17 protein-coding genes are annotated in these 23,971 nt (G+C 48.0%); 7 read left to right on the top strand and 10 right to left on the bottom strand.

Annotated elements, in window-relative coordinates:
- Positions 1–24: 24 nt before the first annotated feature.
- Positions 25–1,044 carry an acyltransferase gene (locus tag PQQ36_RS05815; RefSeq protein ID WP_045597533.1) on the bottom strand — a complete coding sequence of 340 codons (1,020 nt, stop codon included), beginning with the start codon at positions 1,042–1,044 and terminating at the stop codon, positions 25–27.
- Positions 1,045–1,262: 218 nt separating this feature from the next.
- Here PQQ36_RS05815 and PQQ36_RS05820 point away from each other — a divergent pair, with 218 nt between their 5' ends.
- Positions 1,263–1,856: a TetR/AcrR family transcriptional regulator gene (locus tag PQQ36_RS05820; RefSeq protein WP_058645756.1), complete on the top strand. Its 594-nt coding sequence runs from the start codon at positions 1,263–1,265 to the stop codon at positions 1,854–1,856.
- Positions 1,857–1,935: 79 nt separating this feature from the next.
- A complete protein-coding gene (locus PQQ36_RS05825; protein ID WP_181389878.1) occupies positions 1,936–2,784 on the top strand; it encodes an alpha/beta fold hydrolase in 849 nt (282 codons plus the stop codon).
- Positions 2,785–2,847: 63 nt separating this feature from the next.
- On the opposite strand, the gene PQQ36_RS05830 is transcribed toward PQQ36_RS05825, so the two are convergent.
- Both PQQ36_RS05830 and PQQ36_RS05835 read right to left on the bottom strand, forming a co-directional pair.
- Complete coding sequence (locus tag PQQ36_RS05830) at positions 2,848–5,385, bottom strand: glycosyl hydrolase family 18 protein (protein WP_015727355.1); 2,538 nt, start codon at positions 5,383–5,385, stop codon at positions 2,848–2,850.
- 319 nt (positions 5,386–5,704) lie between these two features.
- A complete protein-coding gene (locus PQQ36_RS05835; RefSeq protein ID WP_011082110.1) occupies positions 5,705–6,214 on the bottom strand; it encodes a DUF2850 domain-containing protein in 510 nt (169 codons plus the stop codon).
- A 215-nt stretch (positions 6,215–6,429) separates the two neighbouring features.
- Here PQQ36_RS05835 and ppnP point away from each other — a divergent pair, with 215 nt between their 5' ends.
- Entirely contained in the window at positions 6,430–6,711 is a 282-nt protein-coding gene (ppnP, locus tag PQQ36_RS05840) for a pyrimidine/purine nucleoside phosphorylase (protein WP_011082111.1), read from the top strand.
- A gap of 95 nt (positions 6,712–6,806) precedes the next feature.
- Here ppnP and PQQ36_RS05845 read toward each other — a convergent pair whose 3' ends face one another.
- Positions 6,807–7,652 carry a pirin family protein gene (locus PQQ36_RS05845; RefSeq protein WP_263217097.1) on the bottom strand — a complete coding sequence of 282 codons (846 nt, stop codon included), beginning with the start codon at positions 7,650–7,652 and terminating at the stop codon, positions 6,807–6,809.
- A gap of 179 nt (positions 7,653–7,831) precedes the next feature.
- Between PQQ36_RS05845 and PQQ36_RS05850 the strand changes: the two genes are divergently transcribed.
- Positions 7,832–8,107, top strand: coding sequence for a hypothetical protein (locus PQQ36_RS05850; protein ID WP_011151480.1), 276 nt, complete (start codon positions 7,832–7,834; stop codon positions 8,105–8,107).
- A 45-nt stretch (positions 8,108–8,152) separates the two neighbouring features.
- On the opposite strand, the gene PQQ36_RS05855 is transcribed toward PQQ36_RS05850, so the two are convergent.
- The 3 genes from PQQ36_RS05855 to glgX all read right to left on the bottom strand — a co-directional run bounded on the left by PQQ36_RS05855 (position 8,153) and on the right by glgX (position 13,751).
- Positions 8,153–9,349, bottom strand: coding sequence for a GGDEF domain-containing protein (locus PQQ36_RS05855; protein WP_085761493.1), 1,197 nt, complete (start codon positions 9,347–9,349; stop codon positions 8,153–8,155).
- Between the two features lie 453 nt (positions 9,350–9,802).
- Entirely contained in the window at positions 9,803–11,611 is a 1,809-nt protein-coding gene (locus PQQ36_RS05860) for a sensor domain-containing diguanylate cyclase (RefSeq protein WP_263217095.1), read from the bottom strand.
- A 154-nt stretch (positions 11,612–11,765) separates the two neighbouring features.
- Positions 11,766–13,751: a glycogen debranching protein GlgX gene (gene glgX / locus PQQ36_RS05865; protein ID WP_273660551.1), complete on the bottom strand. Its 1,986-nt coding sequence runs from the start codon at positions 13,749–13,751 to the stop codon at positions 11,766–11,768.
- Positions 13,752–14,184: 433 nt separating this feature from the next.
- Between glgX and PQQ36_RS05870 the strand changes: the two genes are divergently transcribed.
- Together PQQ36_RS05870 and PQQ36_RS05875 are read left to right on the top strand one after the other, a co-directional pair.
- Positions 14,185–15,444, top strand: a complete 1,260-nt coding sequence (locus PQQ36_RS05870; protein ID WP_172572660.1) for a carbohydrate porin — start codon at positions 14,185–14,187, stop codon at positions 15,442–15,444.
- A 75-nt stretch (positions 15,445–15,519) separates the two neighbouring features.
- The gene (locus PQQ36_RS05875) at positions 15,520–16,371 is read left to right on the top strand and encodes a MalM family protein (protein ID WP_175546445.1); all 852 of its coding nucleotides are present in this window, start codon (positions 15,520–15,522) and stop codon (positions 16,369–16,371) included.
- Positions 16,372–16,486: 115 nt separating this feature from the next.
- Here PQQ36_RS05875 and PQQ36_RS05880 read toward each other — a convergent pair whose 3' ends face one another.
- From PQQ36_RS05880 to PQQ36_RS05890, 3 genes are all read right to left on the bottom strand, one after another.
- Positions 16,487–19,267 carry an amylo-alpha-1,6-glucosidase gene (locus tag PQQ36_RS05880; RefSeq protein ID WP_273660555.1) on the bottom strand — a complete coding sequence of 927 codons (2,781 nt, stop codon included), beginning with the start codon at positions 19,265–19,267 and terminating at the stop codon, positions 16,487–16,489.
- A 61-nt stretch (positions 19,268–19,328) separates the two neighbouring features.
- A complete protein-coding gene (gene malE / locus PQQ36_RS05885) occupies positions 19,329–20,507 on the bottom strand; it encodes a maltose/maltodextrin ABC transporter substrate-binding protein MalE (RefSeq protein WP_011082122.1) in 1,179 nt (392 codons plus the stop codon).
- Positions 20,508–20,733: 226 nt separating this feature from the next.
- Positions 20,734–22,524, bottom strand: a complete 1,791-nt coding sequence (locus PQQ36_RS05890) for an alpha-amylase family protein (RefSeq protein ID WP_225470556.1) — start codon at positions 22,522–22,524, stop codon at positions 20,734–20,736.
- A gap of 223 nt (positions 22,525–22,747) precedes the next feature.
- Between PQQ36_RS05890 and PQQ36_RS05895 the strand changes: the two genes are divergently transcribed.
- Entirely contained in the window at positions 22,748–23,929 is a 1,182-nt protein-coding gene (locus PQQ36_RS05895) for a tetratricopeptide repeat protein (protein WP_040110376.1), read from the top strand.
- Positions 23,930–23,971 lie beyond the last annotated feature (42 nt).

Below are 23,971 nucleotides of genomic sequence, written 5' to 3' on the forward strand. Positions count from 1 at the left end.
CGGGAATGATGAGCTAGATTGGCTTTATCTGAGCAGGTAGCGTTGTAAAGGAGTATGGTTCAACCCCCACACCAGCGCCACGCTAAGCCCAATCGTCATCGGATAAATAAAGAGATCACGGCTTAACCCTTCAAAACCCAATATTCCAGCAATGTTCATGAGTAGGATGATCACCAATAAGTGACAAACGTACACTCCGAGCACATATGGTGATAATGCAAAGGTCAAAGGATGTTGGCCAAGTTGAGGGTAATTGAGCAAGAGTAGAAATAGGCCCGTAGCCCAAAGTTCAGTACCAAAGAGGAAGTCGTGACCGTTAAAGGCAATGTCGTACCCCATTAATCCATAAGCTTGGCCAAGGTGCACGAGCAAGCCAACCAAGAACATTCCCCCTGCAATCGCACTGCTGACACGCACGTTTTTCTCACGAATCATAAAGCCAATAGCCACCAATAAGGTGCTGAAGAACGGCCCATTACGGGTAAAGAAAGGGGAGGCTAAATCCGTCAAAGGCTGATAGCTGCCAGCTAAGACCCCATAAAGATACAACAGCGCTGCGATGGGCAGTAACCAGTGCTGACGCTGAAAATGGACAAACATTGCTACCATAGCCACGGCGATAATTAAGGCAGGAATAAACCACAAATGCACCAGTCCGCCTTCCAACAAGGAATTCAGCGGTGTTTGAGCAAGGTATCCCCAGTAGCCTTGTCGCTCGGTTAGGTAACCGTGTTCCGCGACGACTTGGAAATTGAAAGGCATCAGTAGGCTCAGCGCGCTCCAGACCAACCAAATCTTAAGCAAGGGTTTGGCGTAATTTCCCAATGTCATGAAAGGGGCGCTGGTCAGTTTTGGCTGAATTAAATAACCAGAAATCAGAAAAAATAGCGGTACGGCAAAGCGTGCCAATTGATTGAGCAGGTAGCCAACCCAAGGAATGTCATCGATTTGCCAGTAGGTCAATGCCATTTGGCAATGTAAGCCTATGATGGCAAGCATCGCGATGATCCGCCCAAGCTCGAGGCTAGCGATTTTGGTTTTCATGTTCTCTCCCATAAAAATAACTGGCCACAATCTATCACTGCTCTCAAAGGGAGAACCTAGCGAATATCAATAGTTGCGATGTGAAAATAAAAATATTTAAAATCATTGCATTACAATTAAATCTATTATTTGCGTCGCAAATGGTATGTTGGCTTTCTGGTCTGATCTCTAATATAAAATTTGCAAAATGGAACGATCGTGCTAAAAATTAGGTCATTATGAGTAAAGGTCGAATTACAAAAGAACACATCCTGCAGCATGCCTTTCAGCTGGCCAGTGAAAATGGCTTAGAAAGTCTCACCATTGGCGAGTTAGCGAAGCAGTGCGGAATGTCAAAAAGTGGCTTGTTTGCCCACTTCAACGCGAAGTTGAATTTGCAACTCTCGGTACTGGAGTATGCCAACCTGATTTTCGCTGAGCGTGTGATCGCGCCTGCCCGTTTGTCTGGTGACACGGATATGGAGAAGAAAATCCGAGGGCTGCTGGATAACTGGATGACATGGAACCACTCTTTTCAAGGCAGTTGCATGTTTTTAGACGCTTGGAATGATGCGGCGCCGAAAGAGTGTGAACTGCAAAAAGCGCTGCAAAGTTCGATTGCTAAGTGGTTAGATTACCTGCAAATCCAAATTGAAAAAGGAATGGAACAAGGCGCTTTTTCCGCTGATTTGAATGCCCGACAAGCGGTGTTTGAACTGTATGGCTTGTACCTCAGCGCGCATGTGTTTTATGCCATACGCGGGGAGGACGTGAGTTTGCAGCACTTTTGGCAAGGGGTCGATAAGCTGCTGGCAGGATGGAAAAACGGTTAAGAGAGCAAAGAGCAAGGTATTGCTCTTTTTAAACAATACAAATAGCACGGTCGTTCTTTTTGAACGAACGGAGGATATGATGAGTGAGAAGATTTACTTTAATACGTCGCAGAAGTTTAGCCTTAAACGCAGTTTAGTGAACTGGACGACACGCCTACACCATACGCTGGCCCCTTCCCATGCGAAAAGAACGGCGCGAAAGTTACTGCTAACGCCTGCTCGTACCCAGAGTAAAAACCTGCCACCACAAGGCTTGCGTAAAGGCCAGGTCGACACGGCCCATGGCACCTTGACCACGTACGCTTTGGGAGAAGGGCCGGTATGGGTGCTGACGCACGGTTGGTCGGGTACGGCAAGTCAGTTTTTTCCACTGATGGCGCACATTGCTTCACGAGGCTTCACCGCGTTGGCCTACGATCATCCAGCACACGGCGAAAGCTCTGGCGATGTTGGGCATATCCCGGCGTTTGTTGAAGGGCTTGATGCGGTGTTGGATTCATTGGATGAGGTCGCAGGGCTGGTTGGTCACAGTATGGGCACGGCATCGGCTCTAGAATGTCGCCACCAAAAGCTTGAGGACAAACCCATGTTGCTGATTGCGCCAGTATTGAATTACGTGGAAAACCTGTTTTCGAGCATTGAGCGCTCGGGTTACAGCATGAAACTGTTTAGAGCCGTGGTGTCTGAGGTGGAAGAGCAGTTTAACTATCCTATTCAATCGGTGGATCCGTATCGTCGTTTGGCGCAACGTCGTGTGCAAACCCTGATAGTGCATGATGAACAAGACAAGTTTACTAGCCATGCAGTGTCTGCCTCTGCCGCTCAAGAAATGGAGAATGTTGAATTAGTCAGCACGCAAGGACAAGGGCATGGACGCGTGATGAAGTGTCAGCAGGTGCTCGACAGTTTTGATCGCCTGATTGCGTAAGCGCACGAGATAAAAAAGGCCAGACGCGAAGCATCTGGCCAGAATTGCTAGGAACAGCAATGATTAGTTACAGTTCGCAGGGCCGATCTCTTTCCAAACACCCCATTGACCTGATTTCGATGGATCTTCACCAGTAGTCCACCACTTCGCTTCCCATGTTTTGCCTGCATGAGTCACTTGTTGGCCACCCGTGTAAACCGCGCTCGCATCCCATGCATTGCTGCATGTGCCGCCGTTATCCACTTTCTTCGCAACAACAATTGTTGTTGATGCCACAGACGATGCTTGACCATCGCTCACTGTTACGGTGAACGTTAGGCTAGTATCTGCTGTGTATTCTGCCGCAGTGAAGGTCACTTGTGCGCCATTAGTTTGTGCTACAAGACCGGCTGGAAGCTGCCAAGTGTAAGTCAGTGTATCGTTGTCTGCATCTGTTGAAGCAGACGCATCAACCACGACCACATCACCCGCATTTGCCGTGGCAGGTGCTGTCACTTTCGCCACTGGGGCGGTGTTGACAGGACCTGTGTCTTTCGCGTTCACCGTCACAACCACAGTGTCAGAGGCGCTTGCGCCATCTGCATCCGTTACCGTGAGTTGGAAAGTGAATTGCTGCGCTGCAGTCACTTCTGGTGCATCAAAGCTTGCAGAAGCCGTGTTTGCGCCCGTCAGCGTGACCGCTGGACCACTCACTTGAGTCCAAGCGTAGCTAGCGATAGGGCCTTCAGCATCTTTCGATGCACTGCCATCCAATGTCACGGTTGCTGGGCCAACCACGACGACATCGGCACCCGCATTTGCGGTTGGTTTTTTGTTTGGTGGGATCACCACACCGCCCGCCAAACCTTCATGCATCGCATTGAGGATGTCACCATTATCGGCATCAATTTCCCATGAGAATAGACCCGCTAGACCAAGGCTCTTCGCGTATGCGCCTTTTGCAAGAACAGAGCGATGATCGTCAAACGTGATCAACTCACCCGTGGTGCGGTTCCACACGTATGGCGCTTCAGCTTGATCATCATAGCCGTATTCGAAGCCGTTGATGCCTGTGCTGTTTGGACCCAACATGAATGACTTAATGCCTTTGTAGTCAATCACGCCATCTTCCCAAACACCTTGAGCGGTGCTGCCTTTCAGTTTACCCGTTGCAGTGCCAGTCATTGGGTCATTTGGATCACGTAGAGTGCTTGGCATCACGCCTTCCCAACCACGGCCGTACATGGCAGTACCAAGCACCAGTTTGTTGGCTGGCACACCTTGCGCAAGCAGAAGTTGAATACCGTGATCAGAGGTGTAAGCCGGGCCTTTGTAAGGCACGCCATTCTCGTCTACACCCGTGCCGTCACACTGACCAGGGCGCATGAAGTTACCACAGTAAAGCGCGGTTTGGTGACCAGGGACGTTGTTCCAACCGCCGTAGAAGTCGTACGTCATGGCAAAGATGTAATCCATGTACTGAATGGCATCTGCGTAGTTCACGTCTTCAATCTTGTCGTGGCCCACACCGATAGCGGATGTCAGTTCATAAGTGCGACCTGTTTCTGCTTCCAACTCGTTCAGCATGGTGCGCAGTTCGCGCATCAGATCAACGTAGGCTTGGCCATCACGTGCAGGATCGCCTAGGTTTGGCGCAGCGCCGTCACCACCAGGGAATTCCCAGTCGATATCCACACCGTCATAGAATTTCCACGTCGTTAGGAAGCGTTTGACTGACGCCACAAACGTATCGCGGTTTTTCTTATCAACGAAGTCAAAGAATGGGTCAGAAAGCGTCCAACCACCGATGGATGGGATGATTTTGAGATCAGGGTAACGCTGTTTCAGCGCCATCATCATCGCGTAGTTGCCTTTGATTGGCGTGCTGTATTGATGGCCAGCTTGTGGGAAGCTCTTTTGATACGCTGCCCATGGGTCATGAATCACGACTTCGTAATCTGGCACACCCTGACACGCGGTTTGAAGCGCATTGAAGCTGTTACCGCCAACCGACTTCACCGACTCATTTGGACCACAGATAGGAATAAAGCCGTAAAGAATATGAGTAAGGTTCTGAGCTGGGATGTTGTCAACGGTGTAGTTACGGCCATAAATGCCCCATTCAACAAAGTAAGTACCGACGACAAGGCTTGGGTCCGTGTTGTAAGACTTATTGTTCGGGTCAACATTCATGGTAAGCGGCTTAAGATGCGAGCCGTCGGTATCGGCGATGGTGATCTCCGCGGGTGCGCTTTTCGCACAGCCAGTTGCATCACACGCTTCGATTTCCATTTGATAAAGGCCGCCTTTTCCGTATTGGAAAGTGGCCGCTGTTTGGCTTCCAGAAATAGGACCAGAGGCCACTTTTACGCCGTCAAAATAGATATTATAAGTATCACCAGTATTACCACTCCATTGATTGAACTTCACAGAGATGGTTGCCTGATCATGGTATTTCACCATTTGGTTGTAGCCCGCGGTGGTTTCCATCGCAAGTTCAATCTTAGAAAACTGAAGATTGTTTGAACCGTACAGGTCAATACTTGGTGCTGTAGGTGCGGCAAGCGCTGCTCCAGAAAGAGCCAGCGCAATACTCGCTGCACACAGGTTTAGTTTCGTCATAATTTTTCTCTCATTCCTTTGTATATATGCCACCAATTGCGAAGGCATAAGCTGCTTTGCGAAGGTAGGCACAAAGCATCGATATCAGTATTAAAGAGTCTTTTTTTTCGGCAAAAAAAATTAAAACGCTTTTCGAGTGACCGAGGAGAATCTGAGCGAAAGAAACAGCGTGTTACATAAAAAATGGAACCGCGCTTGAGAGTTTTATTAATTGTTGAGCGTTTTATGGAAAAATATCAAATAGCATACTATTTGGGGGAAGAGAAAATAAGTGGAATTAACTTAACAAAAAAGTATGCAACTCAGAAACTTATACTAATTAGTTGGACGAATTGAAATGCTCGCTGAGTGCAGCACGGCGATTTTGTGCGCCTCCTGAGGCACTCTCCGTGATGGTGTCTTCATAGCCTTTTTTGACAAAACGTTGTACGGGAGTGGCGGGTTGCAAGCGTCGTAGTTGCGGAGAGGATTCGCTGCCAGCGACTTGATAAATGGTGAGGCCATTGCCAGTTTCGACAATGATGCGTTTGCCATCAAACTGATATTGAGTGGCCACCAAGCGATTGTTGCGAAAAACGCCCTGTTCAGAAAGTGTCAAACGCTCCGTCAGATAGGGTGGTGCGCCGATCTCAATCCATTCACCATAGACATTCACGGGATCAACATAGAGTTGGTATTCTGAGTAGATTCGGAAGGAAAAATAACCCGTCAACAGCAGAAAAAAAAACACAAATAGCCCTCGAAACATCGCCAGCTTGTTGTTAATGCGTTTTTCGGCTTGTTGTTCGATACGATTGTTTTTACTGTTTTGCGTGGATTTCTTAACCATATTGCGCTTCCTTGTCTTGTTAATAGTGGTTTTTAAGGGGCTATTTGGCAAATTTTCAGTGTCAAACTTTGAACCAAGCGCATAGCCAAGAGAAAGGGCGGTGAGGCTGCGCACAATGAATGCTTGAGGAGAGGGAAAAAACAGGTTACAAAGAGTGCCTATCGTCGTAATTTTGGGTGCTGGAATAAAGAGAGCACTCTGTTTAAGGATAAACAATGATTAAAGAAAACAGCTATTTTGCCGGAAATGTAAAGTCTCTTGGGTTCAATCAGCAAGGTGAAGACAGCAGTGTGGGTGTGATGCTCCCTGGTAACTACACCTTTGGTACTGATGCTCCAGAGCGTATGACGGTGGTGAAAGGGGCGCTCGTGATTAAACGCGAAGGCGATGAAGAGTGGAGCACGTATCAAGCGGGTGAAGCGTTTGAAGTGGCTGGAAAATCTTCTTTTGATCTGCAAGTTGAAGTCGCGACAGCTTACCTATGTGAGTACTTGTAAGCGCACACTTGGCTCAATAGAAGCATCGAATGAAAAAGCTCGGCATTGGCCGAGCTTTGCTGTTTGTACGCCGCGAAACGGAGCCTTGGCTGCGTTTAGTCGACAAAATGGCCAGAATTGTAGTCATTAATCGCTTGGTTAATTTCATCGACACTGTTCATCACAAATGGGCCATAGTGGACGATGGGCTCACGAATGGGCTCTCCTGCAAAAATCAGCACGCCACAGTTGGGGCTTGCGGTCAGTTTGAGTACGTCACCTTCGCTCATCAAGCCAAGGTGGCCTTGAGTGAGTTTTTGGCCATCAATAGAGACTGCCCCTTGATAGACAAAAACCATGCATTGAAAGTGATGACTTACTTTAGCGATCAAGGTCGTTGGAGTCTCGGCGCGCCAATCGGCGACAGTGAGAGGGACTCCTGTCTCGGTCAATGGTCCTGACAATATTCTGCCGTTAACCTCAAGCTCGCCCGCAATAACACGAAGTAAATCATGCTGCTCACTGCGATATTCGGTAATGCTCTCAGGCTGAAAATCATGATAGCGAGCTGGCATCATCTTTTTCGCTGCAGGTTGATTGATCCAAATCTGAAAACCATGCAATTGCCCTTCCGTCATTATGGGCATTTCACTGTGAATGACTCCTCGACCTGCGGCCATCCATTGAGCACCACCACTTCTCAGCTCGCCCACATTACCCATATGATCTTTGTGCTGGAAGTGCCCATTAAGCATATAGGTTAAGGTTTCAATGCCGCGATGTGGATGCGGAGGAAAGCCGCCAATATAGTCAGCAGAGTCTTCAGATTTCAGTTCGTCAATCATTAGGAAGGGTGAAAAATCTGGGCATTCAAAGCCTGCTAAACGGGTGATGTTGACACCATCACCATCTTTGGTCGCAATCGATTCGCGGATCTGTTTGAGTGCTCGAACTTTGGCCATTACATGCTCCAGTGAATGTAGAGAATACGGTGTGTTTTGTATCAGTTTAGTGGCTACTCACAGTAAGAGCAGGTGAAAAGTTTGTTCACCCTATTCGAAAGTTTTGAATTATGAGAGGTGATTCGAATGGCTGAAAACGCTTTTGTCTATACTTGAAAGAGAAAGATAGGAGGTGCCCTTTGTCTGTTCAACCAAAACATGGAGACCGACCCCCTAGATATGACGCGCCAGATTTAACGTCTGAACAGCGCCATCGCTTTACCTCGGTGGCAAATCAGGCTCAGGCACGTAGGGAACGATTGGAAGAAGAGCCGACCATCATTGAAACGGCAAGACGTGCGGCATTGAAGCCAGTGGTTAAACCGCGTCCTGATAAGCCGAATCGCGTTCGCTACGCCATCTGGTTGTGTACATTTTTGTTGGTCTGCCTCTGGCTGATGTATATGTCTGGCTGATGAGGCTTACGATTCTGCTTATTCTGCTTATTCTGCTTATTCTGCTTATTCTGCCGATGAGTTCGCTTTTTTGATAAAGAGTGACACATTGCCCGTTGGTGGCAAGGGCTCACTGTTCGTCATTTTTTTTTGTGGCAGAGGCGGCGTGCAGTTTTCGTAATAGGCGTACTGGTTTTTGCCTGAATGCTTGGCGGAATACATCGCTTTGTCCGCACAACGGGTTAACTCAGACAGTTCAAAAGCGTCTTGCTGATAAATTGCCGCGCCGACACTGAGAGTCAGTTCATTGATTCTTTCATGCGCTAAGTAACCCGTAGTAAATAAGCCGACAATGCGTTGCAGAATTTTATCGAGGTCTTGCTTGGTTTTCACATCGTAAAGCATCAGCACAAATTCATCTCCGGCAAAACGTGCGATTGAATAATCGTGCTTATCCGTTCTGCGATTTTTGTTGCGGACGTTGTTCTTCAAACGGTTGGCAAAGTGTTGCAAGACGCGATCTCCCACGTCGTGGCCATACGCATCGTTGATGTGTTTAAAGTTATCGATATCGAGAAAAACCAATGCAGTGATGCATGTGCTCGGTGTGGCATCTATCTCCCGCAGTTTATCTTTTGCCCAGTTTTCAAAACTCCAACGGTTGGCTAAACCCGTCAGTTGATCGAGGTAGGCAAGATCCTCAATCCCTTCTTGGTATAGGCTCTGAATATAGTGAACCACTTTGCTGTAGTAGTAGGTTGATGTGTGACAGACAATACAGGTTGCGATGAGGGCGATAAAAAACTGGGTTGTATCGAGTAGCCCCGTCAGCACCACTGTTTTGGCAAAAAACAGTGAATAGGCGACGATAAAACAGAAAGAACCACTCAGCAGCAAGCCAATATTGAAGCTGTTGATCAGAATGACGGTGGCTAACAGTGGGAAAAGGACCAACATTTTGTCGGCAGTTGCATTGCCATACAAAAAAAGCAACAGCGCATCCAACAGCATCAAACAACTGAGGACTAAATCCGCGTAGAGTGGATTTTCTACCGACTTGATGTACAAGAAATTGCCCAAACAAATCATGGCCGCTAAGCCATTTAATGCGCCTAAAGCCAAGTCCGATTGCGCAAATTGGTCGATTGCACAGTAGAAAAACATCACGGAAGCGGCAACAGAACACAGACCAACAATTTTCTTCTTTCTTGTTGATCGAATGTCTGCCATTTCTTCAAGATGTTGCCCTACTAATTTAGTCATTTTTGTCCTTTACGTTGTTCTTTCGTCGCTTTCCTGCCACTTAATTCTAGGTGAGAAATAGAAGTTTGAAGGAATATCACGTTACTTTTAATGTGATAAGAACCATGTTTTATATGAATTTTATTGCTCATTGTGTAATTACCGAAAGGGGAAAGAGTGACAAAGAACAGGTTCACAAAGCCTTACTAGCCATGTGTTTCAAGCCATTGACGAGCGAGCGAGGCTACTAAGAGACTGCAACTAGATATAACTGGTGGTTATGGTTTCTTGCTTTTAATGCGTAAAAAATCTAAGAGAAAAGGTAGGGTTTTGAGCTAATTAAAAAAGAGTGAGCTTTAAAGTAAATTGGAGTTTAATTCTTTAAATAACAGTGTATTAATTTGTTTTTGAGCCACTACTCTCGGCGCGTTTTGCTAAGAGTAGTGACAAGTCGGGTGGAAAGTTGAGCTAATTTTATGCGCAACTGGTTTTGGCTGAGCGCTCAGAGAAGTGAGTCACCACTCTGTTTTTCCCTAAGTTTTTCGCACGTTGCAGAGCACGTTCTGCGTTTTCGATGGTCTCGTGGTAGCTTGGTGCAAGTTGTGTCAAGCCGACGCTAATCGAGTATCCCACGGGTAATCCCGCTTCAAGCAATCGCGTGTTACTGATGGCGTGCTTGAGCTCGTTGAGCTGCGTTTGCGCTTCATGGGGGTCGATGGATTGAAATAATACGGCAAACTCTTCACTGCCATAACGAGCTAAACACAGCCCATTGGGTTTAGGAAAGGCATCGCGAATCATCTGAGCGGTTTTTCGGATCACCATATCCCCAACAGGATGGCCAAAAGAGTCATTAATGCGTTGGAAGTTGTCGATGTTGATCATCGCTAAATAGAGGTCTTCTTTACCGAGTTCTCGCTGGACGGTATTGGCTAAGCTGGCTTTGTTTTCCAGCTGCGTCATCGGGTCTTGATGGCGTAGCTGCTCATGTAACAGCAGATTGGCTAACGTCGTTTGAGCATAGTTTTGCACTATGTTGATCACCGCTTTTTGTGTTGGAAAGCGTTTTCGCAGGTAGATCACACCATTTAAACGCTCTCCATCAAACAGCGCCATACGATAGTGATTGCCATTGATTTGCAGTTTGACTGCCAGTGGATCGGCGTCGTGCTGGTGGTGAAAACTCAGAGCGTTTGCCGACAATTGCGCAACCAAGTCATCGTTCTGTAGCAGAGGTTTTTTATTGCCGTGAAAATCCAAGGTGGAAAACATCTGGCTGATCGGATCATAGAGGCAAAATTGCACCCCAGAGTTGAAGTAAAAACGGTTGAGTAAGATTTTGAGCTGTTGTTTGAAGTCGAGCAACGAGCGGCATTGACCCAATTGCGCTAGCTGATCGCTGAGTCGATAGCTTAAATAATTAATGACGATCGCTAGGCCAAGTAGCGAGGCGATCACAATCGCCGTGAGGCTAAATTGGTCGCTGCTTGAGAGGATGTCTGCTCGGTCGGTACCGGAGATAAAGACCCAATCTAGATCGCTGTCCGTATTGAAGACGGCCAACTTAAAGTTGTCGCGGTAGTAATACTCGTATTTCCCAAATGGGTGTCCGGTGGCGATTTGTTGAGCAATGCCGCTGTTAAAGCTGATGGATAAGGTGCCGATTCGATGAGGATCGGGATGGAATACCAGTTTGCCTGTCGATTTCTCCACTACGAACACATAGCCTTTGTCGAGGATCTTAAGCCCTTTGAGGTATTGAGTGGTAAAGAGGAGATCAAACTCAATCCACAACTGCCCATCAATATTCGGATTGATATGGCGAACGGCAAATACCCAGCGATTCTTGTTATTTTGATAGAGAGAGGAAATTTCGAACTTATCGCGCACCGTCTTGAGTGGGTGCCAGTAGAGTTTGTAAGGATTGGTGGCTTGTTGTTTTCCCGACATATCTAGCAAAGTGGGGCTATTTTTGCGCCAAAACAGGATGTTTGAGTAGTTGCTGGAGTGAGAAAGAATGTGCTGCGCAATTGTCTGACTGTCTGCGTTACTCGGGTCAAGGTGGGCGGCCAGTAGCGATTTTTCTAACAGATAAAATTTACTGTAGACCGCCTCGATCTGCGCATGGATAAGACTGCTGGCGGTAATAATATGTGACTGAGATTGTTGGTAGACAGCTTCCTCGGACTGTTTGAACTGATGATAAGCCAGATAAATCATCGTGCAGGTTAATGCAATGAGATAGGGGCGTAAAAGCCGGATAAGCGTTTTCGGTAATTCCATTTTGCCAATGACGTTATTTATAGTGTTATGTGGCTCGCAATATTAGAGAGTTCTGATGTGCACTTCAATGCGTATTGCCTGAAGAAAGCCTAAGTGATGAAAAGACCAGCGTATTGCTGGCCTTTTGATGAGGTTTGGGTGAAAAAGTAAACCGCTAAACGGCCGCTGTTGGCGGTGTGCTTTCTTGCGGATGGTAATGCAGAATCGCCATAGAAACCGGCGAAAGTAACACTTCTCCTTGCGCTAACTCGGGAGAGACATTGCGTACATTGGTGTCGCAGATGTAGGTCCACTGCTGCTGATTGTCATCAGGCAGCGTAAAGCGCGCTGGTGCACTGGTTTGGTTAATCAGGTAGACCATTTCATCGCCTTTTTCACCAATGCCAATATGCAGAGAAACCGCACTCAGGCGATTCCAGTCATCGTGCTCCATATGAACGCCGTCAACCCGACGCCAATAGATGCGGTTGAGATTGCGGCTTGGGCCACTAAAGGCGCGAATAAACGGCACCATATAGCGTTGGCGATTTTCCACCATTTGCGCCAGCCAGTGGCGAAAATCATGCTTACGCTCAGAGTGCTCCCAGTTCAACCAACTGGTTTCATTGTCTTGGCAGTAGGCGTTGTTATTGCCTTTTTGGCTATGAGACAGCACATCGGCGGTGAGAATGTGTGGGATACCAAAAGCAAACAGCAAACTGGCCATAAAATTGCGCTTTTGTTTCTCACGAGTGGCGATGATCATCAGATTTTCCGTTGGCCCTTCTGCCCCGTAGTTTTCTGAGCGGTTGTCACCATGGCCGTCACGATTCTGTTCGCCGTTATCCTCGTTGTGCTTGTGTTTGTACGACACCAAATCCTGCATGGTAAAGCCATCATGGTAGGTGATGTAATTGACCGTCAGCTTGTAAGGCCAGTTGGCCGCACTGTAGATATCGCGTGACCCCATCAAACGAGTCGCAAACTCTTTCAGATAGCCTTGATCGCCACGCCAGAAGCTGCGGGTGATGTCACGCAGCTTGTCGTTACACTCGTTCCAACCAAATGGGAAATTGCCCACTTGATAGCCATTGGGCCCGATGTCCCAAGGTTCAGCAATCAGCTTGGTTTCTTTTAGGACAGGATCTTGCGCGACGGCTTTGAAAAAGGCCGCATCTCGGCTGTAGTCATCCCCTTGGCGGCCCAAGGTTGCCGCTAAATCAAAGCGGAAACCATCAACTTTGAACTCACTGACCCAATAGCGCAACGTATCCATCACTAAATTTAGCGCTGGCTGATAGGTGAGATCGACCGTGTTACCACAGCCAGTGAAATTGGCGAAATGGCTGCCATGTTTGAAGTAGCAGCGCGAATCGAGCCCTTTGAGATTAAAGATTGTCGGGCCTGCTCCCCCTTCCGCCGTGTGGTTGTAGACCACATCTAAAATCACCTGGATGCCGTTGCGGTGCAGTTCTCGAATCGCTGTTTTCAATTCCAAAATGGCGTCTTTGTCGGCATAGCGAGGGTCTGGCACCATGAAAAGATACGGGTTGTAACCCCAATAGTTGACTTTACCCATGTCAAGTAAGTGCGGTTCGTGCATACACGCTGCGACGGGCAGCAGTTGCAGCGTATTGATATTTTGCTGACGGTAAAACGCCAACATGGCATCACTGACTAAGCCAAGGTAACGACCTTGTGCCGCAGGTGGCACTTCCGGATTCAGTTTGCTTAAGCCTTTCACATGAGTTTCAAACAACACCATCTCTTCACGAGGAATGCGTGGAGATTCGGTACCCTGCCAATCAAAATCATCTTGATACACCACACATTTTGGCATGGAGAAGCTTTTCTCTGTGCTGTAGGGTGTTTGGTAGTGAAGTGGGCCATCAAGAGCTTTAGCATAAGGGTCGGAGAGAAGCAGCGGGCCGTTGTCAGTGTCGATAATGTAGCCATACTTTTGTCCATGCTGGACATTTTCTACAAAGGTATAACGGATGCCGGCGTATTCTTCGCAAAGTTCAAAAGTTTTAAATTCGTTGTTGTCATCAAACAGAGCGAGGCGAATAGACGCGCAATCCGGAGAATGGACGGCAAAATTGCAGCCTTTATCGTGTAACGTTGCACCCAAGGGATAGGGGCGAGCGAGCGATGTTGTCATAGTTATTTTTCTTAGTTCAGTTTCCATCTTTCGGAACCACTAGTAAAAAACTTTGTCCTACTGAGGTCAAGCGCCCCCCAGCGATTAATATAAATGTAATAAACTTTCTTTCTATCGTTCATATTTGGCAAAAATATGAATCAGCCCTCATTTTGTAGCCAGCAAATCACTAACAAAGTTACCAACTCCACCCTAAATCAGTGATCTTGCTCTATAAAACATCATGCCATAAAAATTCTCATCCCTTCTCATCCCCCCTGTTTTTTTTCGGGGTGGAGGACGTCATTCTTCTCCGCCTTTCATAGGATAGTCACTGTTGAAACAACTGGGGACCTAGTCCCGTCTTACCTCTCTTCTTGAAAACACAAACTCTACTGCCTGGTGAGTGACTTCATGGAGAGATATATAAGAATAGTCCTTAATGGAGTTAAGAATGAAAAAAGTAAGTTTGATCGCTGCCGCAGTGGCTTCTACTTTAGCAGCGGGTACTGCGTTTGCTGCGGGTACTGATGTGGTAACTGATGGTTGGGAAGTTCACGGTTACATGTCTTCTAACGTACGTGTTGTAGACGGCACGACAACAGACACAGAATTTGGTCGCCCAGATTACAAAACAGCAGGTACTCACGGTAAGAGCACCAACCAAGTTGAATTCGTTGTAAAAAAACACTCTGAGTACGAAAACGGTGTATGGGCGGACTACGTAGTTCGTTCTGAGTTTGGTAACGGTAACTCTTCAGCTTACTCTTCTGATGGTGACCAAAAAGTTGCTGACGAAGATGGCTTTGCAGTAAAAGAAGCGTTTGTTGAGCTAGGTGGCATTCTAGGTGAAGACACGTCAATTTGGGGTGGTCAGCGTTACCTAAACCGCGCAGCGGGTATCCTATCTGGCGAATTCTGGAAGCAATCTTCTGGTATTGGTGCGGGTCTACAAACCAAATTGGGTGGCAACACTGCGGGTATCGCTTATGTAATGGCGGATCCAACTGCAGGCAACGATGGCGCTGCTCGTGAAACGCTTTCTTCTATTGACCTATACTACTACGGCGTAGATGCAGGTATCGGTAGCCTAGATTTCGACCTGAAAATTGGTCGCCAAGCAAAACCGGGTAAAGACGACGATGGCGTAGGCGCATCTGTAACGTTGAACACCAGCTACTACGGCCTAGACGGTTGGACTCAAACGGCGATCGCTTACGGTAAAGGCATCATGCAAAACCGTGGTGTAAACTTTGGTAACTGGTCAGGCGGCGATGACAAGGCTGAATCTTTGTTCTTCACTTCTTACGGTGTTTGGAACATTTCTGACAAAGTTCAGTTAGGTACTGAAGTGACTTACATCACGGCTCTTGACCAACTTTGGACAGCTGAAGGTTTGACTCGCTACATCGTAGCTGCGCGTCCTTCGTACAAACTGAACGAAAATGTGCGTCTAGAAGCAACAGCGTCTTACGGTCACGAAGAAGGTGACGAAGGTTACTGGGGTCGCACTGGTGATGCACTAGAAAGCAACATTCTAAACCTAGAAGTAGCAACCGCGTTTACTGCAAACTCTGACTACTTCGGTCGCCCACAAATCAAACCTTACATCAGCTACATCAAAGCCGACGATGAAGCGAGTGCAAGCATGATTGGTATCGACAATGGTAAAGACCAATTTGTCTTCGGTGTTCACACTGAAATTTGGTTCTAAACCGATTAGTATTAAAGGCAGCCAGAAGGCTGCCTTTTTGACTTTGTATCCTACAACCACATAGTGAGAAATATAATGAAAAACAAACACTCTTTGTTAGCTGTCGTTCTGGGTGCCTTGCTTGCCGGTTGTGCCTCGGATGCGCAAGTGCAAACCGAGTTGGCTCCCCCAACGAATGCAGAAGTTTGCTGTACCGAATTCTCTCAATTTCCTTACGCGCAATTAAACGATAAGGAAGACATCAAGTTTGACGTTGATCTGGCATCGCCCGTGGGTACGTTTAGCCAAGGCAATAGCCATTTTGCTGCGTTCCGTTTTAGCGATCGTAGTGGTGATGTGACTGTTACTGTCTCGAGTTTAATGATTGACGACAGCGTTTTTGCGCCAGAAGTGCTGCTGCTCGACAACCAATTTAAAGTCGTGGAAACCTTCAAGCTGGCGGATTTTCAAATTTTGCCTTCGGATGCGTTCACCAGAACGCGTTACATTGAACGTTTCACAACCAATGCAGAACAAACCCCTTACTTTGTGATATACACCCCAGCCGATCAGTTGGGCAAACAGGTCACGGTTGACCATCCTGCGAAAGTGCGTGCCAAAGAGTTTGGTGAAGTGATGCCGATGGTGACTGATCCGGTTTATACCCATCGCTTGGGCGGCCGTGTTGAAGTGCAAGTGGAGACGTTGAAACTGCGTCCATTCCGTGCGATTGACCCTGTGAAACCCGCTGACGTGGCATCGGCCCCAGTGGTCGAAAAAGCCATTCAAGCGCAGCCAGAATCGCAAAAATTCTATTTATCGGCAATTGAACAAGCGGTTGCAAAGGGAGACATCCCGAAAGCACTGAGCCTACTGGATGAAGCCAAAGCGCTCAACATTCCGGGTGCACAAGAAGCGTTTGTGAAAGCGGTGAACAGTAAAAAATAACGATTTTTGATTCGATAGAAGCTCCATCAAAAACAAAGGCGTTCCATTTGGAACGCCTTTTTACTTTGCAACCTATGATCTGGAGCTATGATCTGAATCGATGGTCTGGAATGGATTAATCCTCAGCAAGGGCAAGATTGCCAGCCATGCGTTTTTGGCGTAAGTAATCTTGCTGCTGCAAGGCATGATGCTTTCTTTGCCAATCAGGCTGAGCAAAGGAGAGGTTTTCTAACAGTGCGTAGTGGGGTTTGTCTACCACGGTGAGCGTTACCTCCTGTACCAGCGGTTTGAGTTGGCCGTCGCTCACAATAAACGAGCGTGCTTCATTCAGCGGGAAGGTTAAGTGAAGCTGCTTATCTTCCAGTTCAAGCACTAAGGTGAGCTGAATATCGGGCTCCACGCGTTCTGGTTTTACACTGTAAATAAGCGTGTTGCTTTGCCCTGTGTTGTCCTGGCGCCTAACCGTGAACAGCAAAGCGTTGTGCTGGCCAAAAGGCAGGCGCGCCTTCACCTTGTGCCAGCGTGCGGGTAACTGTGGATGCAGGAGCATTCGCTTTTCAGCCAATCTTGGCATAAAGCCCAAATAATCTTGCTGAGCATTACGTGCAAACTCAGAAACGGACCACGCTTGTGCGTAGGTGCCTGTCATCACTAGTGCGTTTTCGTCTTGCTGGAAGGCGTCGAGGTTTTCACTCATGGTGCCGCGATGGCCTTGGGTCAAAATTTGCTTCGCGAGATTCTTGCTGAGCTGGTAAGCGAAATCTTGTTGGCCAAATTGACACAATGCGCTCACGGTAAAACCAGCATTCCAGCCCCAAATGGTACCGTTGTGGTAGGCGGCGTCCTTATGGTATTCGCTGCGGTTATCGTGATACGGATGAAAATCTTGATGGCTTTGAGCAAGAGAGCAGATCCCCCATGGAAACAACAATTGTTCAACGCAGTTTTTCACTAAATGCTGGCCAATCTCGGCAGCAAGCAAGTTACGTTTCATCGGGATGGTTAATGCCATCAACTGATTGGGCCGTTGGCTGAGATCGGCCTCATCACCATGACGCAGACAATCGGCTAAACAGCGCTCCTCTGGCTGCCAAAACTTGGCAATAAAGCTCTCTTGCGCTTTGGTGGCGAGCTGGTGGCAGTGCTGAGCAAACGCGTCATCACCTTGCCAAAGCGCCAGTTGCTCGGCGATTTGTAGGCTCTCAAACCACAAAGCTAGAATGTCATTGGCTTTAGGGCCGCGAGGTGACCACGGGATCTGCCCGTTAATTTTGGCGTCCATCCAAGTATCCGGATCGCGATGCGACATCAATCCATCTTCATCCAGATAGTGTTTTTCAACGCCTTGGATAAAGCGCTGCACCACAGGGTAGATCTGCTGTGCAAAGGCCATGTCACCACTGTAATGGAGGTATTCCATGATTTCACGAATCATCCAAGGCGTGCCATCGGTGGTGTTGTAGATGATGTTGGTTTTGCTGGTGACTCGGTTGGGGATACGACCATGATTGACATCATCGAGGTTGGATTTTTGCATGGAGGCAAAGTTACTGATGATCGCTTTGGCTTCATCAAACAAGCCGTTAATCAATGAGGTGCCGGATAGAGCGATGAAGGTATCGCGCCCCCAACAATCTTTAAACCAAGGCAAACCCGCCCAAATGCCCAAACCAAATTCGTGGCTAACGAACGTTCGACTGGCCAATCTCGCCCACATCACAGCGCGGTTGTATTCTTGGTCATCGCAGTAGAAATCGTTGTCCGTGAGAAAGTGGTAGAGCTGATGTTGATGTTGTAAGTCCGCATGCTGGTAAGCCGCATTTTGCGCCTGCTGTATTGCGGTTTCTTTATCGTGTTCAAAGCAGAGGTAAAGGGTCAATAACGTGCTCGGTTGACTGGTGGTGATGCGCAGCTTGCAGTTCCCACCATCAAGATGAACGGCATAATCCAATGCAGGGCATTGCTCAAACGTCACCTCTTGCGCTTCTACAGCTTGGTTGGCACTCAGAGCAAGGAATCTCGGTGCGCCTTCGGGCACTCGTTCGGGGTTGATCTCAACCAAAACGCATTGGCCATAGGTTTTTATTTGGCAATCGTTGAGGGCAATGTTGAGCTCAGGCACGATGGCTAAAGTGGTGGGCTCAGCGCTTTGCACACTTAATGCCACTCGCCGTTGCCCTGAATGAACGCTCAAACGATCGCGACTGTGGCAGGCGTAGTGATGTTCAATGCCATAAGGCAGTAAGCGAGCACAGCAAGCTTCTGGCTTGTTGAGGAGCTGGCCGTCGACAAAGGCCGCAAAACCGCCGAGATACCAACCTTGATGATGTCGATAACGACCCGCGCCAACAAAGCTGTGCGTTTGACCTTCATAGTAGCCGTCGACATTATCACCAAACACAAACGGGAAACGGCGGTTTTCTTCAATGGCCAATGTGTCAAACAGAGTGTCGATAGCGAGAGCATGTTCGCGATGGGGGGCGTTTGGTGTGGGGCCGCGGGTAGGGATCAACTGGCTATGCAGTTGCGCTCGTTCAACCTCGACTTCCGCATTGTTTGCCCCATTGGTGATCATCAAGCTGGGCTGCGGTTGTGAACAGTCGAGGGTTAAGGTGAATCGTTCAGTTTTTTGCGGAATGTAAACAAGATCATTGCCGATGCCTTGAGTGGCGATCAACGGGTGTGCGATCGCTTCAGTCAGTTCAATCGCTTGGGTTGGGTGCGCGGAAAAGGTCCATTGCGCCGTGCCATCCCTATCGGCAATTTTAAACTGATGGCGATCGGCAGAAAGGACAACGCAAGCTTGAAGTTGCTGCGGTGAAACGGGCACAAACGGGGTATCTAATCCCCAACCATTGAAAGTCCCTTTAAGATACAGGGTTGGAAGCGTGTGCATGGTTTAGGTTCCTAAAACGAAAAAAGGCACAGCGAACTGTGCCAAGGATACGATGAAATCTTTATTTGGTGATTTGCTTCGCGGCCGTGTCGAGGGCGTCTTTTACGCTCTGCTTACCTTGCATTGCGTTGTCAATGGCTGCGCCTTCGGCAAACCAGTAAGCCGTCATCTGTGGAATGTTTGGCATGATTTCGCCATTCTCAGCATTAATCATAGTGGATTTAATGCGCTCATCACTTTCTAAGATGGTTTGGAACGATTTCAATGTCACAGCGCCAAGTGGTTTGTCGTTGTTCATAATTTTTAGCGCCTCATCTTGGAATAGATAGTTTTCCAAAAACTCGACCGCCAAATCGGTATTTGGGCTAGCGGCGTTAATGCCTGCACTGAGAATGCCTACGAACGGGTTGCCTTTGCCACCGTTAAGCGTGGGCAGAACAGCAACACCGTAATTGACGTTGAGTTTATCTAAGTTCCCCCAAGACCAAGGACCGTTGATGGTCATCGCGGCTTCGCCTTTGGTGAAAGCCGCTTCCGCAACGGAGTAATCCATATCAGGGTTGAGGATGCCTTGGTTGACCATATCCACCAGGTATTGAAGGCCATGAATGCCTGCTTGGTTGTTTACCCCTGTACTCTTGGCATTGTATCCGCCGTCGATTTTTTCAAAGGCAAACGCGCCACCAGAGGAGATGACAGGCCAAGTGAAGTAGGCATTTTTGATGTCCCACATGATCGCTTGCTTACCTTGTTTTTGCATCTGCTTTTGGATCTGTGGCAGCTCTTCCCATGTTTTAGGTGGTTCAGGCAGTAAGTCTTTGTTGTAGATAAGAGAAGGGGCTTCAATGGCCAATGGGTAACCGACAATTTTGCCGTTAACCGTGACGGCATCCCAGCTGAAATCGACCAGTTTTTCTTTGAACTCTTTGCTGGGTTTCACTTCATAAAGCAGGCCCGCTTCGGCGTAACCACCAAAACGATCGTGGGCCCAGAAAATGATGTCTGGACCACCGCCCGTGGCGGCGTGTTGTTGGAATTTGGCTTCCAGTGATTCAGGATGCTGGACGATCACTTTCACGCCCGTATCTTGTTCAAATTGACGACCAATTTCGGCTAAGCCTTGGTAGCTCTTGTCGCCGTTGATCCAGATGGTGATTTCCCCTTCTTGCATCGCCATGACTGGCGCCGTCATTAAGGTGGCAAGCGTACAAACAGAAAGTGTTTTGATAATCGGTTTCATTGTTATTGTCTCGCGTAATATGTTCTAAGTGGAATATTACTCCTGACAGAACCCGCAGAGAAATAGTTAACACAAACAGTGATATAGAAAGTTTTTATATCAGTGCGGAGTAAAGCGGTCACAAGGTGCAGAAAGAAAGGAAGAGGCTTGTCCCCAGAGTGCCAAACTGTGAACAAGCCCAAGAACTGTTTTTATGGGTGTTTTCTAATGGCGGTTTTTTCCACTGTTATAGCTCAAGTACCCATGCGCTGGCGGCAAAAGGCGGCAGGGTGAGCCAAGCTCGACCTTGACCGTGATTGACGTTCAGTTGCAGGGTGTCACTGGCATGATGACTGGATTGGTCACTGAGTTTATCCACTAAGGTATATTGCCCGTCCGCCAGCCCAAGTTGCGCGATCAACGCCTCAAGCAGCACCACTTGGCAGACATTCTCATGGTGGGCCGAGAAATTGCTGCCTGCCAGCACCAATTGTTGTTGGTCGTAGCGAGCAAAAAGATGGCAGAAGTGGCTCAATGCTTGTTGGTTGGTGGGGTACAAATCGTAATACTCACCGCTCATTGCCGAGTGGGTTAAGGTGAAGTTGAGTAAACGTGCATAGAACGCCCGCAGTGCGCGTTGTTTTTCACTCAGTTGGCCGCCATCAAACTGGCCTTCATTCATCCATTTTTGATGTTCGGGCACGCCCACATAATCAAAAATCGACGTGCGGCTGGGCAGGCCAAAACCGCCCAATTCCGCTCCTGCTTCGCCCACTTCCTGACCAAAATAAATCATGGTGGGTGAGCTACTGAGTAAAGCTGAGACCAACATTGCAGGGCGACCAAACTCCGCATCCCCAGCAAACTGAGGTGAGGCGAGGCGCTGCTCGTCATGATTATCGAGGAAATGCAGCATGTGGTGCTCAATGTCCATCATTTGCGCTTGGATCTCACCGATGATGGCGGTGGAAGCGCGGTTTTGCATCACCGCTTTGAGTCCGTCGTACAAATCCACTTTGTCGTACAGATAATCCATTTTGCCCAAGTGAATGTAATCGCGGTATAGATGAGGTTGATACACTTCGGCCATCAAAAACGCATCAGGATTGTGCATTTTGATGTGTGAGTTGAGATAGCTCCAAAACTCGACAGGAACCATCTCGGCCATGTCGTAACGGAAACCATCGACGCCGAATTCGAGCCAATACAGAGCGATGTCGCGAAATTTCTTCCACGAGTCAGGTACGTCTTGCTGCTGCCAATAGGCAAAGTGCTCTGCTGCGGTTTTCTGTGCGAAATCCGCGGGCAATTCGGCAAAGTCTTTGCTGCCATCGGGTCGCACGCCGTAATTGACTTTGACCGTTTCATACCAATCATCAAACTGAGGTTTGGCTAAGCGCGAGCCGTTGCCCGTCCATTTGGCAGGGAATTCTTCGTAAGGCCACTGCAATTGTGGGTGCGCCTCACCGCCGAGTGGAGTAAAGGGCGCTGGAAAGTCAGGCAGTTGAAAGGCTTGCCCTGGAATATAGTAAAAGTTGTTGTCTCGGTGATATTCGATGGAGGTGTCGTCGTCAGCACCAAAGTCGCGCACCCCTTCAGGGTTATTTAATCCGTGATACTTGCGCGCAACGTGGTTGGGTACGATATCGATGATCACTTTCATGCCGTGGCGATGGGTACGCTCAATTAACGCGGCAAACTCTGACAATCGTTCTGCCGGATTGTCGGCCAAATCGGGATTCACCGAGTAGTAATCTTTGACGGCATAGGGCGAGCCGGCACGCCCTTTTACGACGGCAGGATGATCGTGGCCAATGCCATAGTGTTGATAATCCGCCACCAACGCATGGTGCGGCACGCCCGTGTACCAAATGTGGCTAATGCCAAGTTGACGAATTTCTTTGAGTGCGAGGTCAGTAAAATCACTGAACTTGCCAACGCCATTTTCCTCTTTGCTTCCCCAAGGTCGGCTGTGCTGAACTTTGTTGCCAAATAAACGAGTAAAGACTTGGTAAACGGTGAATTTTTGTTTTTTCATTTCACTTTTATCCCATGTTTGTAGGGTCATTATTATTGGGGCAACTTAACGGATATGTGACGGCTTGAACTCATCCTTGCTGGGGGCGTAGAGTGGATTCTCCGAGGCTATGTGTATACTTAAGTAACCTTAGCTCAAGAATTTAACAAATATGCCGTTAAACTTAGAAAGAAGCGTGTTTTAATTAGGCTCAGAGTGAGCTGATCAATAAAGAAATGACATTATGAGTATGATGGCCGTCGCCATTGGTGCTACGGGGCTGTCTTTGCTGCTGGTGTTTGTTTGGATGTTCTCCTTATCGTTAAGGAAGCAACGACTCGAACAAGAGCGAAAAGCAAGGGAAATTGCCAACCGCAAAGCAATCGAAAAAGCGCGAGAGCAAGAAAGACAAGAACGACTTTTCAAGGCCGAAGGCGGTCATATTCCGACGATCCTGTTTTTAGCCAAAGAAGCGGAGCGAACCAATTTAAAAGAAGCGCTCTATTGGTATAACAAAGGGGCACGTTTAGACAATGTGAACTCGATGTATGGCATTGTACGCATGAGTGACCGCATGCGTGAAGACTTGATCCTCAAAGAACAAGCGAACTTCTGGCGTTTGGCCATTGCAGGGCTGGAAGGCAGTCTGGATGCGAAATTTGAAGCGGGCAAAGCTCTTGTTCATGGTCGTGGCATTGAAAAAAACTTACCCAAAGGCTATCGCTTAATTGAAGAAGCGGCGGTTCAAGGTAACTTGGATGCGATGCTGTTTATGGGAGAGTGGAGCCAATCGGGTGAGAATCCCGAGCGCTCAAACGATAATGCCTACCAGTGGTATCACAAAGCGGCAAGCAAAGGCAGTGTTGATGGGCAAATTCACCTTGGCCTCAGTTATTTGGCGGGGGTTGGAACCAAGACGGATCATGCCAAAGGTACCTATTGGCTTGAACGCGCAGCCGAAAGAGGCAGCGCCGAAGCCATGTTTCACGCGGGTGAAGCTTGGCGTGATTATGGCAAAACCGGCAATGCGTTGGCTTACGTGTGGCTGTTCTTGGCGTCTCATTTTGGTTATGAGAAAGCGCGCGCAATGCGTGATCAAGTGGCGACGAAAATTGGGGTCGATATTGTTGTTGGTTTGCAAGCGGTGGCAAAACCTTTGTTGAAAAAGCTTGAAGCGGGCAAAGTGGGTAAGCACGCCATCATTAAAGCGCTCAATAAAGTGTATAAGCGCCCGAGTTATTTCCCTCCGCTTGAGGCTAATTTGGATCGCAGTGATGAGCCATTAGTGTTTGACGAAATAGATGAGGGGCTGCTGGCTGACACCATTAACCAAGAGCCTCAGCCACCAAGTGCCGGTGCTGATTCCTCTGCTAGCAGCGAGCTCGATTTCACTCAAGACCTGTTTTCCTCCCAACACAAATCCTAAACAAACGCCCGCATGATGCGGGCGTTGTCTTTTCTTACTGGT

It is taken from the genome of Vibrio sp. CCUG 15886 (assembly GCF_028570825.1).
Taxonomy (GTDB): Bacteria; Pseudomonadota; Gammaproteobacteria; order Enterobacterales; family Vibrionaceae; genus Vibrio; species Vibrio vulnificus_B.